The organism is Acidobacteriota bacterium (assembly GCA_040756905.1).
GTDB lineage: Bacteria > Acidobacteriota > Aminicenantia > JBFLYD01 > JBFLYD01 > JBFLYD01.
Map to the genome: position 1 here is coordinate 1 of JBFLYD010000063.1, position 14,504 is coordinate 14,504.

Consider the following 14,504-nt stretch of genomic DNA (forward strand, 5'->3'; position numbering starts at 1 on the left):
ACTTTTTCAAATTCTGATTTCATCGAAAAAGTGGCCGGAATAAATCGGAATGGGTGGCCACTTTCAATCAGAATCAGTGGCCGGTTTGAATCGGAATCGATGGCCACTTTGGATCGGAATATACATATACTGCTTAAATACTTAAATTAAATTTTTTTTACTAATGCAAACATATTTAATTTTAATACATTTCTACCCTTCACTTTCCCCTAAGGGGAGAGGATTAAAGCTTGCCCCGTACTTGATACGGGGGTAAGGGATAAAAATAGTGTGCTGTCATATAAATATCTTCGCAAGTAAACAATTTCTCATGGCAGCACACTGAAGGGGTATGGGGAAGTGGTCTTCCCCAGCCTGGGGAGCGAAGCGTCTAAGGAGATCTTTCTCCCATAGGGAAAGTGTCGTGTCACAAAGGAATAACAAAAGGTATTTAAGTGACACGACAATAGAATGTAACACATATTTGTGCGTTTGTATTAATTTTTAACAGCGCTAATTCTTTTTGATAACTTCTTTTATACCCAATTTTTTCTTTAACTCTTCAAGATTTTTCTTATCCTGTTCTGAGCCTTTTCCAGCCTGAAGGACAGTTGGTGTAAGAGCGATGTAGACTTCCATTTTCTCTCGGGCTCTTGCAGTTGAAGCAAAAAAGGTTTTAAGTATTGGTATCTGGCCTAAACCAGGAAGCCCCTGGACCTGTTTCCTGAGATTTTCACTAAGTAGTCCAGCCAGTATTATAGAGTCACCAGAAGGGACAGTAACACTGGAATTTACCTCATTCTTTAAAAATACAGGGATATCTCCTGCTGCGGTTCCGAGTGCAATTATCTCCGCTTTTATCCCAACGTCAACCATGTTGTTTTCCCTGTTAACTACAGGACTTGCATCCACTATGAATCCATATTCTTTGTATTCAATGCTGATAATTCCACCTGGCTGTGCAACTCTTACGGGATATTCTCCGCCACCCATATTCTGATGAGCCGGGTATCCACTTTTTGTTACCATAGTTGCATTTGCAAGACTCTGTGCTTCTCCCTCTGAGATAAGCAGGTCTATTTTTGGAAGAAGCCCTGTTATAATCCCTGTGATTTTTCCTGGTTTTGGGATCTGAATTTCTGAGGGCTGAATTCCAACATAGCCGGTTTCAAGCCATCTTATTCCTAATTGAGATGCAGCAGATTCTGTAAGAGAGATTATCTGGGTTGAGATATGGACATGGGGAGATTCAGCAAAGCCAATTTTTTTCTCGTTTACAACTATAGCGTTCACTATCATTCCAGGTGCATATGTATTTGCGATTATATCTGCTTTTCTTAACTCGGTTTCTGTTGCCACATCGCCTTCAAGGAAGATTTTGTCTCTGATTACTCTTCCTTTTACCTCTTCTACCCCTATATCTTTAACAATTTTATCCGCCAATTTCTGGAGAGCATCAGGGTCAATCTTTAATCTGTTTATAATATTTGGATTGCCTTCTATATTCTTTATCACAAACAGATAGTCATCAACATTGAAAAGGTTTCCTTCAAGCATAATCTTACCCCGTTCTTCGCTAACTTTTAGTCCTTCTACATCCTTGAATAGCCTTTCAAGGTCAGTCTTGATTGATTTTATATCTTCAACAACTTTAATCTGATATTCAATTTTGTTTTCACCGAGCTGGTCATAAATGATCAAGTTGGTTGTGCCGAGTGATTTACTTGTAAGTAATATGGATTTTCTTTCTTTTGTTACCCTAAAATCACAGATTTCAGGGTTTCCAAGGATAACTTTTCCAATTAAAAATCCTGGAGTAACTTCCTTGCTCTGATTCTGAGTTATTATTAGAAATTGGACATTTTCTCCAGTACCCTGGGAAAAATATTTTTGGGAAATTATTATTGTTAAAGCTAAAAGGAAGTAAAGATATTTTCTCCAATTTTTTTTCATGTAAACCTCCTTTTTAAAATATTCCCTGTGTTAATAAATATATCGCAAATGCTCCAATTATTATTATCATATTTGCAGGAAGAATTAAAAGCATGGTTGGGAAAAGAACATTTGTTGTAGCTCTTGCTCCTGCAATTTCAGCTTTCAATAACCTATCTCTTCTTGTCTGGTCTGAAATCATCCTCAATGTTTTTCCTATACTTGCTCCAACTTTGTCAGCCTGAACCAGCAGGTTGGTAAAAAATCGAACTTCTTTTAAATCAATTCTGTTTCCAAAATTTTTTAGAGCATCTTGAAGAGTTGCTCCTAATTGAACCTCCTGTCTCAGAATCATCAGTTCATCCCTGAGGGCATTTGGTTTTGATTTCTCAATTACTTTATCGATTCCAACGACAAAGTCAAGGCCTGCTTCGACTGTAAGGGTTATCAAATCAAGAAAATATGGAAGGGTGAGAATAATTTCCTGCATTCTCTTTTTCAGCTTTGAGCCAAGCCAGAAATCAGGAAGGAAAAAGAGCCCGAGAAATCCGATTATTGTTGGAATTATTTTAAACCTGGCTCCATAAAGAAGAAAGGGAATGATTATTCCTAAAATGGAGATAGAAATTTTAAAAGCTATGAAATTATCGCAGTTAAAATCCTCTTCCTTTATCCCAGCTTTTAACATTTTTTTACGAATTTTTTCTTTGTATCCAAAAAATTTAAATTGGGAAATAAAAGGGGTAAGAGCTAATATTAATGGTGTGAAAATCCTGACAAAAAGAGAATCAGTCTTGAATACTTTTTTCTTTTCTCCGATTATTTCTTTAATCTCAGCTTCTTCCTTTGATGGAAAGAGAAGATAAACAGAAATTCCCGCACCTATGATGAAGATAAAAGCTAAAAAGGTTATTAATAATCCCATTGTTTCTCCTACACTTTAATCTTTACAATTTTCTTTATGAAGAAATATCCAAGAGCATCCAGTGACAATGCTATTCCAAGAACAATCCATCCCATCCAGGTGGCTAGAAGTCCTCTTGCTATTGCAGGGTTTATGTAATAGATAACAGCGATAAATATTATTGGAGTTAAAGCTGCTATCAGACCTTGATATTCACCCTGAGTTGTCATAGATTTTATTTTCCCCTGGACCTTAGCCCTATCATCGATTGTTTTTGCAATTGTGTCAAAAGTTTCAGCTAAATTTCCTCCTGTTTCCAAAAGAGTTGTAATACTCGTTACAAGAATTTCGATGTTTTCGGTTGGAACTCTTTTTGCCAATTTCTGCAAAGCTTCATCCAAGGGCTCTCCGAGTCTGTTTAATTTCAATATCTGGTCTATTTCATCCCTTATGGGAGGTTGTAAATCTTCTACTGCCATCTCTAATGCTTGGGTTAGAGATAATCCAGCTTTAAGAGCCCCTGCTAACATTGTAAGTGTGTCTAAAAGTTGATTATCAATTGTCTCAATTCGCTTTTTTAATTTTCTTTTTATGTATCTTTTAGGGATTTTAAATCCAATTATGAGGGCAAAAGGCATTAAAACAATAAATTGCCATGATTTGAAATGAAAGAGTATTCCTAAGATTATTAAAATTAAAGGAGGAGTAAAATAAGACATTAAAATCAGTAATCTGATTCTTGTTATTGGAACTTCTATGAACACATCGAAAAGGCTTTTCTGGATCTGGCCTGCTAAATCTTTGACTTCCAATTTTTTGATAGAGGGTTTTTTAGATCTCCTAACTAAGAAAAATATTATTGCTATATTTATCAGTAAAATTAATGCAATCAAAAGGGGCATTTAACTCTCTTTTAATTTTTTATTAGTGTGCTTTGCCATAAATATCTTTACAAACAAAGAATTTCTCCTAAAGCACACTGAACAACAAAAGGTATTTAGGTGACATGACACTATGTAGAGCTTTTTAAGAATATCTCTCTTGAAAGAGTTATTCCAATTCTCTGCAAATCATCTATGAATCTGGGTATCAATCCTGTTGGTTCAAACCTTCCGAGGATTTTTCCATTTGGACCAATTCCTGTTTGTTTGAAAATAAAAATGTCCTGAGTTGTTAATGTTTCTGTTTGAATTCCTGTAATCTCTGTTATATTGGTGATTTTTCTACTTCCATCCGAGAATCTGCTTATCTGGACGATGATATTGATTGCTGATGCAATCTGTTCTCTTATTGCTTTTACGGGTAAATCAAGTCCTGCAAATAATACAAGTGTTTCAATTCTTTTTAGAGCATCCCTGGGAGAGTTAGCATGAATGGTTGTAAGAGAGCCATCATGACCTGTATTCATTGCCTGGAGCATATCCAAAGCTTCTCCTCCTCTACATTCTCCCACAACAATTCTGTCAGGTCTCATTCGAAGGGAATTTCTCACAAGGTCTCTTATTGTAACTTCTCCTTTTCCTTCAATGTTAGGTGGTCTTGCCTCTAATCTAACGACATGCTCCTGGGGAAGCTGGAGTTCTGCAGCATCCTCAATCGTTACTATTCTTTCATCAGGAAATATGTTTGATGAAAGGATATTGAGAAGGGTTGTTTTTCCAGACCCAGTTCCTCCTGAAATTATTATATTCTTTCTTGTCTGGACACAGATTTTTAAAAATTCCATTATTTCTTTAGATGTGGAGCCAAGTTTTATCAATTCTTCTGATGTCAGTTTCTTTGTTTTGAATTTTCTTATGGTAAGAGTTGGGCCTCTGAGCGCCAAGGGAGGAATTATTGCATGAACTCTTGAGCCATCTTTCAGTCTTGCATCCTGATATGGGGAGGAGTCGTCAATTCTTCTTCCTAACGGAGCCATAATTCTCTTAATAACTCCCATCAGGTGCTTTTCGGATGAAAACTTATATTTTGTTAGTTCAATCTTTCCTTTTCTTTCAGTGTAAACTGTGTCAGGGTCAGTTACCATAATTTCATCGACTTCAGGGTCTCTCAGCAGTATCTCCAAAGGGCCAAGCCCTAAAGCTTCGTCGACAATTTCGTTTATAAAGTTTTGTCTTTCCTGTCTTGATGGAAAGCTCATTTTCTCGCTGTCGATTATATTTGAAATTATCATGCTTATCTGGGAGACAAGCTGGGATTTTTTATCAGTATCACCTTCAAAATCAAGGTTTATTTTCATTTTTGAGCATTCTTCCACAAGTTTTTGATGTATTTTTAATCTAACACTTGAAGCCTGCTTGAATCTCTCAGCTTCGTCTCTGATTGGAACTTGAATTGAAAAAGCTCCAGTTTGAGATAAGTCTGTTTTTTTCTTCTGAAAAGTTTGAATTAGCTTCGGAAGTATTCCTTCTCCATACTTTGTTCCAGGCTGACCGATGATTTTTAACATCAGATTATCGATTTCTCTTGTAAGAGTAGAATTTGGATCTTTTAAAACAAAGGGTTCCTTCTTGTTTACAGAGTTTGCTACCAGTGCCGGTTCATAAGAAAAAACAGCAAGAAATTCTTTTTTTAGAAGGTTGGAAATAATCGTCGGGGTAACTGCTGGGTTCATTCCATTGCAATTTAAAAGGAGGTGAATGTTATTCATTGAATATTGAAGCTTTTGCAGGGTCGAAAGCGTTCTTTGGGTTTGATTTAGAGAAAGAAGGTCAGGTTGTAAAGTAATTAAAATAAGATGGGACTCATCCAGCACTGAAATAACTTCATTGGAAAGAAAATTTCCTGCATCTATCACAATGTAATTAAAATAATTAGAGCAGAATTCAATTATACTCTGAATTCTTTCTGGTTTGAGAATTTCATTGGATGAAAAATCATCCATGTTTGCAGGAAGAAAATAAAGACCCTGAGGGATTTTGCCAAAATGGCTTTTAATCAATTCTGCGTTTAGAGAAAGGTTTTTTGATAATATCTGGGTTATTGATAATCCATCTTTTACGTTAAGAATCTGGGCTAAATCTCCCCCAAACGAAAGGTTCATGTCTAACAATAAAACTGGCTTTTTTGTTTCAATGATTAAATCTATTGCTAAATTTGATGCGATTACTGACTTTCCTACACCTCCTTTAGCGCCAAAGAAGGTTATTATTCCAGCTTTTTTTGAAACTTCAGGCATTTTTACCTCTCGAACGCTGTTCTCCCTGCCCTTATTTCTTCCCACATTGCCGCAGGGCTTCTTACATATTTTTTAGTACCGAGAATCTTTGATGCATGGAATTCTTCTAAAGGAGGCATTGGAAGTTTATCGCTGGGGTTTCTCAATATTAAGGTAATTCTTCCTATTGTTTGAGCCTCTATCAGCATCTGGGCATCCTCTATTTTTGTAAGAAGAGTCACATTGCTTGGATATTTTTCTTGGGTTATTTCTGCTTTCATCCCTCCGATTGCAGATGTTTTTCCCTCTGCCTGCATCCTTTGAATCTGTTCTTCTGTGAGGAGGTCTTCAAGCGTGAGTCTTCCTTTTTTTGTCTCAACAGCAATTATTTCAACATCAGCTAAGAGGAGCTTTGTAAAAACACCAAGAGCAGGCGACTTTTCACCTTCAGCGTATTCAAAAGTGCCGAAAATGTCTACTTTAGAACCAGGATTAATCTGTCCTGCTACAGAACGAATCTCGTCCACTGAAATAGTTACTGCTCTCATCCCTGTCTTTACGGTGAAATCGAGTCCCGCTTTCTCTAAAGTGTCTATGTTTGTTGCTAAGATTTGAGAATCTTTTACTATTGGAACGAGTGCAACTTTTCCTATTGCATCTTTAGGGTCTACCAAAGCTGAAGGTTGTTTGAATGCCTGGGGAATATTTCTAATTTCAACCATATCAAATTCAATTATGGTTTTTGCTAAAATATCTTTTTTTGCGATCACTACATGAGTGACAGGTCCTCTCTCGATTCCTTTTGAAGCTGACAGGATAATAAGTATTAAAATTAAAGAAAGAAGTGAAACAACTACTGCAATAATTATAGCTGTTCTCCTTGGCATTTTATTCTCCTTTAACTTACATATCTTATTTCAAAAAAACAATTAGACCTTAAAAATTATAGTACTTTCTCCTGCTTCAATTCTATCATTATTTCTTAGTGTTTCTCTTTTGATTTTCTTTCCATTAACTAATGTTCCATTTTTGCTTTCAAGGTCTTCGATTATGAAGTCCTCATTTTCCTGAATTATGCAAAAGTGCTCTCTTGACACACCCTTGCCTCTCAGAGTTATATCGCAATCTGGGCTTCTTCCCACCACAGTTTTTTGTTCGTTGAGGATGTATTTTTTTTCTTCATCATTTTCAATTACAACAAGAAACGGCCTGGTTACAAAAACTGTTTTTTCTACTTCTCCTGTAGTTTTTCTTTCAATTTTCTCTTCCTGGGATAAGAATTCTGGTGCTTCAAAAAGTTCTTCCTTTTTTTCTCCGGGCTCAGGTTTTTCTAACTCGATTTGGAGCTCTTCTTCAAATTTAATCGGCTGTTCTTCGAGTTCAGTAGCCCCTGTTTCCTGGAACTCGATTGATTCAGGCTCTTTTTCGAGTATTTCTAATTCCTGTTCAGCTGAAATAATATCTTCAGGTGAAGAGGTTTGAGTTTTTAATGATTCTGGAAAAATTGAAATTTCTCTTGAAATTTCTGAGAAAAATTCGTATCTCTTTACCTTATTTAACAATGATTTTTCTTCTTCTTTTAATCTTTTAATTTCAGATTTGTATAAATTTAGGAGCTTATTTTTCTGGTCTTCTTTGTATTCTCCAATATCGAATTTTATCTCGGTTGTTCGTAGAGAAATTTCCCTCTCTTCAATCTCTTTTTTTAGGGTGGAGATTCTTTCTTTCATCTTTGAAATTTCTTCATTGATGTATTTTTTATCGATGGGGATTGAATCTGATATTTCTTTTAAATTGATCAGGTATTCGTTAATAATTCTTTCTGATACCGAAGGAGGATAATTCTTTTTTAATTCATAGATTTTGAGAATTTTATCGGCTATTTTTTTTATGTTTTCAACAAATTCTTTCAACTTACTTAGACCTTACAAACTTCAACATTAAAATCTTAATTGAAATTTAATTTAAATTTAACTTATTTGCTGGAATAGCTGTTGAACTCTCTGGATTGCATTTCTAACCCAGGTATTAATGTTCCTCCAGAATATGGTAACCATCGCAACAATTATTGCAACTAAAAGAATTGCAAGGACAAGGTATTCAATTGTGGTCTGTCCTCTTTCTTTCTTCCCTTTGATTTTTTCGAAGCCAATTTCTACAAAATCCAATAGACGGTTGTAAGAAACAACATATAAGTTGTTTAAAAAGTTAGAAATCATGTTTAACCTCCTGCCCAATATAATAAATTCAAGTTTAAATTAATGTCAAGTCATAATTTTATTTAAAAAAAATCGTAGGGCAAAGCTTTAGCTTTGCGTTATAAAATGAAATTATGCAAGGCTGAAGCCTTGCCCTACAAAAAATGGAAATATATCGCTCAGAGGATGTTTGCCTTCTCAATTTAAATTAATATTTTAGGCCACTCTTCCTACTCAGAAAATTTGATTTTTAATAAAGCGAATGATATTTTTTGCTAATGGTTTTATTAAGAAAAGCAGTTTATTATATTTTCCATTCCAGGCGGTTAATTATCTTCGCTCTATTCTGGGGTTTTTTATTTCTTTCCCTTAAATTTTACATGGATCCATCTGATCCTGATATATATCGCCATCTGAAGGTGGGTGAGATTATATATAAATCAAGAGCTATTCCAGAAACTGAGTTATTTACTTATGCAGAAGAAGGGTCTAAGTGGATTCATTACAGCTGGCTGAGTGAAATATTGTTTTATATTTTTTTCAATAATTTCAGCTGGATAGGGCTCTTTGTTTTAAGGGTTTTAACTGGATTTTTCATAATTTATTATTTATTTCTCGGGATATCAAGACTTAATGAGAATATATACTTTTCCATTATTTTAGTTTTGCTTGTTATCCTTTTAATTCAGGGTTTTTTCCTGATAAGACCTGTGATTTTTTCGTTTTTATTTTTTTCGATCTATCTCTGGATTATTTTTGATTTTAAATACAGAAAAGCAAAGAGATTGTTTTTTCTTCCTCTGATAATGTTATTGTGGGCCAATGTCCATATATGTTTTATCTATGGCTTAATTTTGCTTTTTCTGGTTATTTTCGGAGAGATATTGAATAGGTTTTTCTTTAAGGATAAAAGTTTTAATTTAAAAGCCTTCTCATTTTTTACATTTTTAACTTTTGGGAGCAGTCTAATAAACCCTTATCTTCACAAAATATATTTTATTGTAGGGGATTATTTTAATCTCGGGATTTTGAAGGATTTTATATTAGAATTCCATTCGCCTGATTTCCATTATCCAATATTATTAATATTTCCCATCTTGCTGGTGTTAAGTTCAGTTTGTGTTGCTTTAAAAAAAACTGATTTTGTAAATATTTTACTTATATCTTTCTTTGGATATTTAGGGTTTGATTTGGTGAGAAATGTTCCTTATTTTGTCATTTTATCCCTGTTTATTGTAAGCGCTTCTTTACCTGATTTATGGAAAGAGAAATTACCAGAAGTTAAACGAGAAAAAATTCCAAATGTATTTTTTATATTCCTCAATTTTTTTATATATGTGGGTCTGATATATGGATTGATGGTTGTAGCAAGAAATTTCAAGCCGGATGAAATAATAAAAAAAGAGTATCCAAAAGAGGCTGTGGAATATATAAAAGCTAATAAATTTGGAGATAAACTGATAAATCATTTCGACTGGGGTAGCTTTCTTCTATATGAGCTTTATCCTGAATACAAAGTTTCTATCGATGGAAGAACACCAGCTTATTCAAAAGAATATTTTAAAAAATTTTCAAAGACTCATTCAGGAATGTCAGAATGGTCAGAATATGTTGATCATTTAAAAAATAAAGGCGCTAATCTAATTATATGGCCAAGAGAATTACCCCTTTCTCAAATATTAAAAGAACGAAAGGATTGGAAGAAAATTTATGAGGATAAAATTGCCGTTATTTTTCTCTATTCCCGTTAATCTTATCTGTCGATTTCTTCGTAAGTTCTGTAGCTCTCTGAGAGACTTTCTTGGACTAATTCATCAGCATGGGAAATTGCTTCCGCTTCTGAAAAAATAAGCTCATACCCTTCTACAGGGATATCAGCAGGCTTTGAAAGAGGAACAACATGGGTATTTGCAAGATACCATACTTCTTCTCCTATTCGGTTCTTTCGCTTAAAAAATGGTACATATAGAAAGAATGGCTTTCCAGTGATTTTTCGCTGTAACTCGACTCCAATATACTCTTTGGACCAGTTACTTGGCCCGAAAAGAAAAAGGGAAACTTTATTATCTTCGCTATAATGGATACCTGATATTTTTAAACTTTTCATTCCTTTAAGCATATTTTTCTCAATATCTGGACTCAAGAGCTTTTTTAACATCTTTACTTCTTTATTGTCGTCCGTAATTGTGGGGCGATATAAGCAGGCTAAGGCTTGATGCCAATCTTTTTTCTCAAGAGCATCGAGATAGATTCTCCATGTCTCCTGAGGAGAGTTGCTTTTTAGAACCGGAACTGATTTCGTTTTACAGTTTGTAATGATTAAAGAGGATAATAAAAATAAGAGGATGGATATATAAATTTTTGATTTTTCTTTTCCCATTTTAAAAGTCCTCCATCTATAAAATTTTTTAAATTTAATTCTCCAATTTAAGCTCAATGTTTAGATTGTGGGAAAATTACCAGGGCCTTGGAACCTGTTCCCATTCATTTGTTCTCTTGTTGAACCGCCAGTAGTATTCCTCTCCAGTGGAAGGATTTCTTGTCGTCCAGATTGCTCTTCCATAATTCGGGTCTATCCTTGAACCACGGGGCCAGAAAGTGGTTGTTCTCTGACCATTGTAGTTAATGTCCCAGAACATACCATTTTCCGTCCATCTTCTTGAACCGCCATGGCAGCCACCATGCCAATTTCCCCATGCTACTCCTGGTCTTGGTGGCGGTATGGGAGGAGGTTCTGGTTTTGGAGCTTCTGAAGGTTCATTTGATTCTTTAATTCCAAAAAAAGCCAACACACTATTAAAGACATTTTTCCACATTTCTTTTAGGGGAGAGTAAAGTAATGATATAATAACTACTGCAATAGCTAACATAAGAATAGTGATTATGATAAACTCTATGGTTGTTGCACCCTTTTTATTTCTTAATTTTTTCAATCCCATTTATTTCCTCCTAATTTAAATTATCATAGTTAATTTTTTAAAATCAATTAATTTTTATGATAATAGAAAAAATACTTATATATGAGGAGAAAGTTTATTTCAAGGGTAGAAATGCGTGTAGATGAAATTCTGGTTAAAAAGTAGAAGATGGCAAAAGTTATAATTTAATAACTTTGTGTATTTTTTTGCGTAGGTATAAATGTAATGTATAATTAAAAAAATAGGAAAAAATATGAAAGGAGGAGGATATGGATATTATAAATAAGCGAAGAAAGAATATATTAGATACCTGTCTATCTGGTCTATTTCGTCTGTCTCGTCTATCTCGTTTATTTAGTTTATTTAGTTTGGTTAGTTTATTTGGAGGAAATACGATTTATGGTTATGAAAAGGTGGTGGATTACAGGATAAAAGCACAGCTCTTTCCTGAGAAAAAAGAAATAAAAGGTGAAGAGATTCTTGTGTGGAAAAATGTCACTTCAAACTCAACGGATGAACTTTATTTTCATATGTATTTGAATGCCTTCAAGAATGAATGGACAACATTCATAAAAGAAGCAAAGGGAATTCCTAAGAAATTTAAAATTACTGAGGATGACTGGGGATGGATAAAGATTAATTCATTCGCCATTAATGGCAAGGAGTTATCAGAGAATTTTGAACGGAAGGCTCGCCGAAATCCCGCCCCTTCAGGGGCAGGTAAGGCGAGCAATATTAATGATAAAATACCTTGCCGTCGAAGAATTCCCGCCAATTATGGCGGGGTTCTTCAATACGTTTCTTCAGATGATGGAAATCCATATGATCAAACAGTTTTGAAAGTTAAGCTTCCTGAGGCTGTCCCGCCTCAATCGAGCGCTGAAGTAAAAATAGATTTTATATCAAAGCTTCCAAGAATCATCGCAAGAACAGGGTTTCACAGGGATGATTTTTTCATGGTAGCCCAGTGGTTTCCAAAAATAGGAGTGCTTGAAGAAAAGGGCTGGAATTGTCATCAATATCACAGGAATTCTGAATACTACGCAGATTTTGGAGATTATGAAGTAGAAATTATCGTTCCAGAAAAATATGGAGTTGTTGCAACAGGGAAAAAATTAAAGGAAATTAAAAATAAAGATGGAACCATATCGAGAATTTTTTCGCAGGACAGAGTTCATGATTTTGCCTGGTGCGCATCGAAATATCATAAGATTTTCATAGAGGATTTCAGTCTTGAAAACCCACCTTTAAAAACAAAAATGATTTTATTTTTGCATCCAGAACATTTTAATCAAAGGGAAAGATATTCTGTAGCACTGAAAAGGGCCATAGAGTTTTACAGCAAAAATTATGGACCCTATCCATATGAGACAATAACACTTGTAGACCCTGCTCCAGGAGCAATGGGAGCAGGAGGGATGGAGTATCCAACATTAATAACTGCAGGAACTTCAAGAGTTCTTCCAAAGGGAATGCTTTTTCCTGAACTCGTTACTGTCCATGAATTTGGACATCAGTTCTGGTATGGGATAAGCGCTAACAATGAATTTGAAGAAGCCTGGCTTGATGAGGGAATGAATTCTTATTCTGAGGCAAAGGCAATGACAGAATACTGGGGTGAGAAAACATCTGTTTTTAACTTTAAATTTTTTAAGATTGGCGACATAGATTTTCAGAGATTTGGAGTCATCACATCAAGAAATTATGACCCGATTTATAAAAAATCATGGGAATACATAAGTGGTGGAAGTTATGGGATAAATTCGTACCAAAAGCCTGCAGTTATGCTTCTTACACTTGAAAATTACTTAGGAAAAGAAACATTTTCTAAAGTCATGAAGACATATTTCGAAATAGTGAAGTTTACTCACCCAAAAACAGAGGATTTTATAAAAACAGCAGAAGAAGTTTCAGGAAAAGATTTGAGATGGTTTTTTGATCAGGTACTTTTTGGTTCTGGTTCCCTTGATTATGGTATTGAATCAATAATGACTAAGAAAGTTAAAAAACCAAGGGGAAAATTTGATGTAAAAATTGAGGATATGAAAAAGGAGATGTGGGAAAGCGAGGTTACTGTTGTTAGATATGGGGAGGTAATTTTTCCCCAGGAGATTCTCGTTGTTTTTGAGAATGGAGAGAAGGTTTTTGAAAAATGGGATGGAAAGGAGAAGTGGAAAAAGTTTTCATATAAAAAACCGAACAGGGTTAAGTATGCTCAGGTTGACCCTCATAATAAAATACTTCTTGACAGGAATACTTTCAACAATTCTAAGTTAGCGAAGAAAAATTTGATTTTTCCATTAAGAGAGGCAATTAAGGGGACATTCCGTTTTCAAATGTTGCTGAGTTTTATTTGTTTATAAATTAGTGTGCTGTCCCACAAATATCTTCATGAATAATAAACTTCTCATGAAGCACACTGAAGGGGTATGGGGAAGGTATCTTCCCCATGTCTGGGGGGTGCTCAGCGAAGCGTCTAAGGAGATCTTTCTCCCATAGGGAAAGTGTCGTATCACACCATAATAATGAAAGACATTTAAGTGACATGACACTAAGTGTGCTTGGCCATATGACTTTTCAAAGAAAAAATTATTTATATCAAAGCACACTGAAGGGGTATGGGGAAGGTATCTTCCCCATGTCTGGGGGTGCTCAGCAAAGCGTCTAAGGAGATCTTTCTCCCATAGGGAAAGTGTCGTGTCACAAAAGAATAAAAAAATATTTAAGTGACACGACACTAGGAGGTATGAAATGCGAATTTTAAGTTCTTATAAATCAGGAGTGACTGAGGCTTTATCGAATAAAAAAATGATTTTTCTTCTGTGGTTTGTAAACGCTTTTGTTTCTTTTTTGATTTTTGTTCCGTCATTTATATTGTTATCCAGAAATTTTGGCTCAAATATTCTCGGAGAAAAAATGCTTAAGGCTACAGATTATGCGTTATGGCTCGAATTTTATGTTCAAAATCAGAAAGGAGCTAACCCTATATTATTATTTGGGGTTCTTGTAATATTTGTTTATACCTTCTTATCAATATTCCTCACAGGCGGAATACTTGGGATACTAATAAAAAGGGATCAGACCGAGAAATTTTCGAGTAGATTTTTTAGAAACTCCGGATATTATTTTGGAAAATTTTTCAGATTAACTTTATTTTCTTTAATCTTCTGGATTGGTCTTGGAATTTTTTATTTTATTCTTAGGCTTGTAAGCAGATCAATTACAAAAAATGGTGAAAAAGAGTTCTTGGCCTTCATTCTGAGCATTACATTTTTAGTTCTTGTGTTACTTATTGATTATATGAAAGCGCTGCAGTGCCTAGCCGATAGGTGGTATAAAAGGAATAAGGAGGTACTGCAGGATGAAAAGATTTTTTGGTTGCGATGCTCACAAAAGGTATTCGATGTTTGCCTCGA

General features: G+C 34.7%; 12 protein-coding genes. 3 read left to right on the top strand and 9 right to left on the bottom strand.

Going from position 1 to position 14,504, the window contains the following annotated elements; genetic code table 11:
• Window positions 1-492: 492 nt before the first annotated feature.
• The 7 genes from AB1410_10965 to AB1410_10995 form a co-directional block, all read right to left on the bottom strand.
• Window positions 493-1,932 carry a pilus assembly protein N-terminal domain-containing protein gene (locus AB1410_10965; protein MEW6457218.1) on the bottom strand — a complete coding sequence of 480 codons (1,440 nt, stop codon included), beginning with the start codon at window positions 1,930-1,932 and terminating at the stop codon, window positions 493-495.
• Window positions 1,933-1,945: 13 nt separating this feature from the next.
• On the bottom strand, window positions 1,946-2,836 hold the full coding sequence (locus AB1410_10970; GenBank protein ID MEW6457219.1) for a type II secretion system F family protein: 891 nt from the start codon (window positions 2,834-2,836) through the stop codon (window positions 1,946-1,948).
• A gap of 8 nt (window positions 2,837-2,844) precedes the next feature.
• Complete coding sequence (locus AB1410_10975; GenBank protein MEW6457220.1) at window positions 2,845-3,717, bottom strand: type II secretion system F family protein; 873 nt, start codon at window positions 3,715-3,717, stop codon at window positions 2,845-2,847.
• A 110-nt stretch (window positions 3,718-3,827) separates the two neighbouring features.
• Window positions 3,828-5,993 carry an ATPase, T2SS/T4P/T4SS family gene (locus AB1410_10980; GenBank protein MEW6457221.1) on the bottom strand — a complete coding sequence of 722 codons (2,166 nt, stop codon included), beginning with the start codon at window positions 5,991-5,993 and terminating at the stop codon, window positions 3,828-3,830.
• A 2-nt stretch (window positions 5,994-5,995) separates the two neighbouring features.
• A complete protein-coding gene (cpaB, locus tag AB1410_10985) occupies window positions 5,996-6,859 on the bottom strand; it encodes a Flp pilus assembly protein CpaB (GenBank protein ID MEW6457222.1) in 864 nt (287 codons plus the stop codon).
• Window positions 6,860-6,901: 42 nt separating this feature from the next.
• On the bottom strand, window positions 6,902-7,885 hold the full coding sequence (locus AB1410_10990) for an FHA domain-containing protein (protein MEW6457223.1): 984 nt from the start codon (window positions 7,883-7,885) through the stop codon (window positions 6,902-6,904).
• 57 nt (window positions 7,886-7,942) lie between these two features.
• Complete coding sequence (locus AB1410_10995; GenBank protein MEW6457224.1) at window positions 7,943-8,191, bottom strand: hypothetical protein; 249 nt, start codon at window positions 8,189-8,191, stop codon at window positions 7,943-7,945.
• 257 nt (window positions 8,192-8,448) lie between these two features.
• Between AB1410_10995 and AB1410_11000 the strand changes: the two genes are divergently transcribed.
• Window positions 8,449-9,921, top strand: coding sequence for a hypothetical protein (locus AB1410_11000; GenBank protein MEW6457225.1), 1,473 nt, complete (start codon window positions 8,449-8,451; stop codon window positions 9,919-9,921).
• A gap of 2 nt (window positions 9,922-9,923) precedes the next feature.
• Here AB1410_11000 and AB1410_11005 read toward each other — a convergent pair whose 3' ends face one another.
• Window positions 9,924-10,550 carry a hypothetical protein gene (locus AB1410_11005; GenBank protein MEW6457226.1) on the bottom strand — a complete coding sequence of 209 codons (627 nt, stop codon included), beginning with the start codon at window positions 10,548-10,550 and terminating at the stop codon, window positions 9,924-9,926.
• A 76-nt stretch (window positions 10,551-10,626) separates the two neighbouring features.
• Entirely contained in the window at window positions 10,627-11,109 is a 483-nt protein-coding gene (locus AB1410_11010) for a hypothetical protein (protein ID MEW6457227.1), read from the bottom strand.
• Window positions 11,110-11,357: 248 nt separating this feature from the next.
• On the opposite strand from AB1410_11010, the gene AB1410_11015 reads away from it, so the two are divergent.
• Window positions 11,358-13,451 (top strand): M1 family metallopeptidase, encoded by a 2,094-nt coding sequence (locus AB1410_11015; GenBank protein MEW6457228.1) that lies wholly within the window; start codon window positions 11,358-11,360, stop codon window positions 13,449-13,451.
• A 388-nt stretch (window positions 13,452-13,839) separates the two neighbouring features.
• On the top strand, window positions 13,840-14,504 hold a 665-nt coding region (locus tag AB1410_11020; protein MEW6457229.1), incomplete at its 3' end, for a hypothetical protein.

Coding starts and splice junctions, on each gene's coding strand:
- AB1410_10965 (MEW6457218.1), bottom strand. CDS start 1,932: ATGAAAAAAAATTGGAGAAAATATCTTTACTTCCTTTTAGCTTTAACA.
- AB1410_10970 (MEW6457219.1), bottom strand. CDS start 2,836: ATGGGATTATTAATAACCTTTTTAGCTTTTATCTTCATCATAGGTGCG.
- AB1410_10975 (MEW6457220.1), bottom strand. CDS start 3,717: ATGCCCCTTTTGATTGCATTAATTTTACTGATAAATATAGCAATAATA.
- AB1410_10980 (MEW6457221.1), bottom strand. CDS start 5,993: ATGCCTGAAGTTTCAAAAAAAGCTGGAATAATAACCTTCTTTGGCGCT.
- cpaB (MEW6457222.1), bottom strand. CDS start 6,859: ATGCCAAGGAGAACAGCTATAATTATTGCAGTAGTTGTTTCACTTCTT.
- AB1410_10995 (MEW6457224.1), bottom strand. CDS start 8,191: ATGATTTCTAACTTTTTAAACAACTTATATGTTGTTTCTTACAACCGT.
- AB1410_11000 (MEW6457225.1), top strand. CDS start 8,449: ATGGTTTTATTAAGAAAAGCAGTTTATTATATTTTCCATTCCAGGCGG.
- AB1410_11005 (MEW6457226.1), bottom strand. CDS start 10,550: ATGGGAAAAGAAAAATCAAAAATTTATATATCCATCCTCTTATTTTTA.
- AB1410_11010 (MEW6457227.1), bottom strand. CDS start 11,109: ATGGGATTGAAAAAATTAAGAAATAAAAAGGGTGCAACAACCATAGAG.
- AB1410_11015 (MEW6457228.1), top strand. CDS start 11,358: ATGGATATTATAAATAAGCGAAGAAAGAATATATTAGATACCTGTCTA.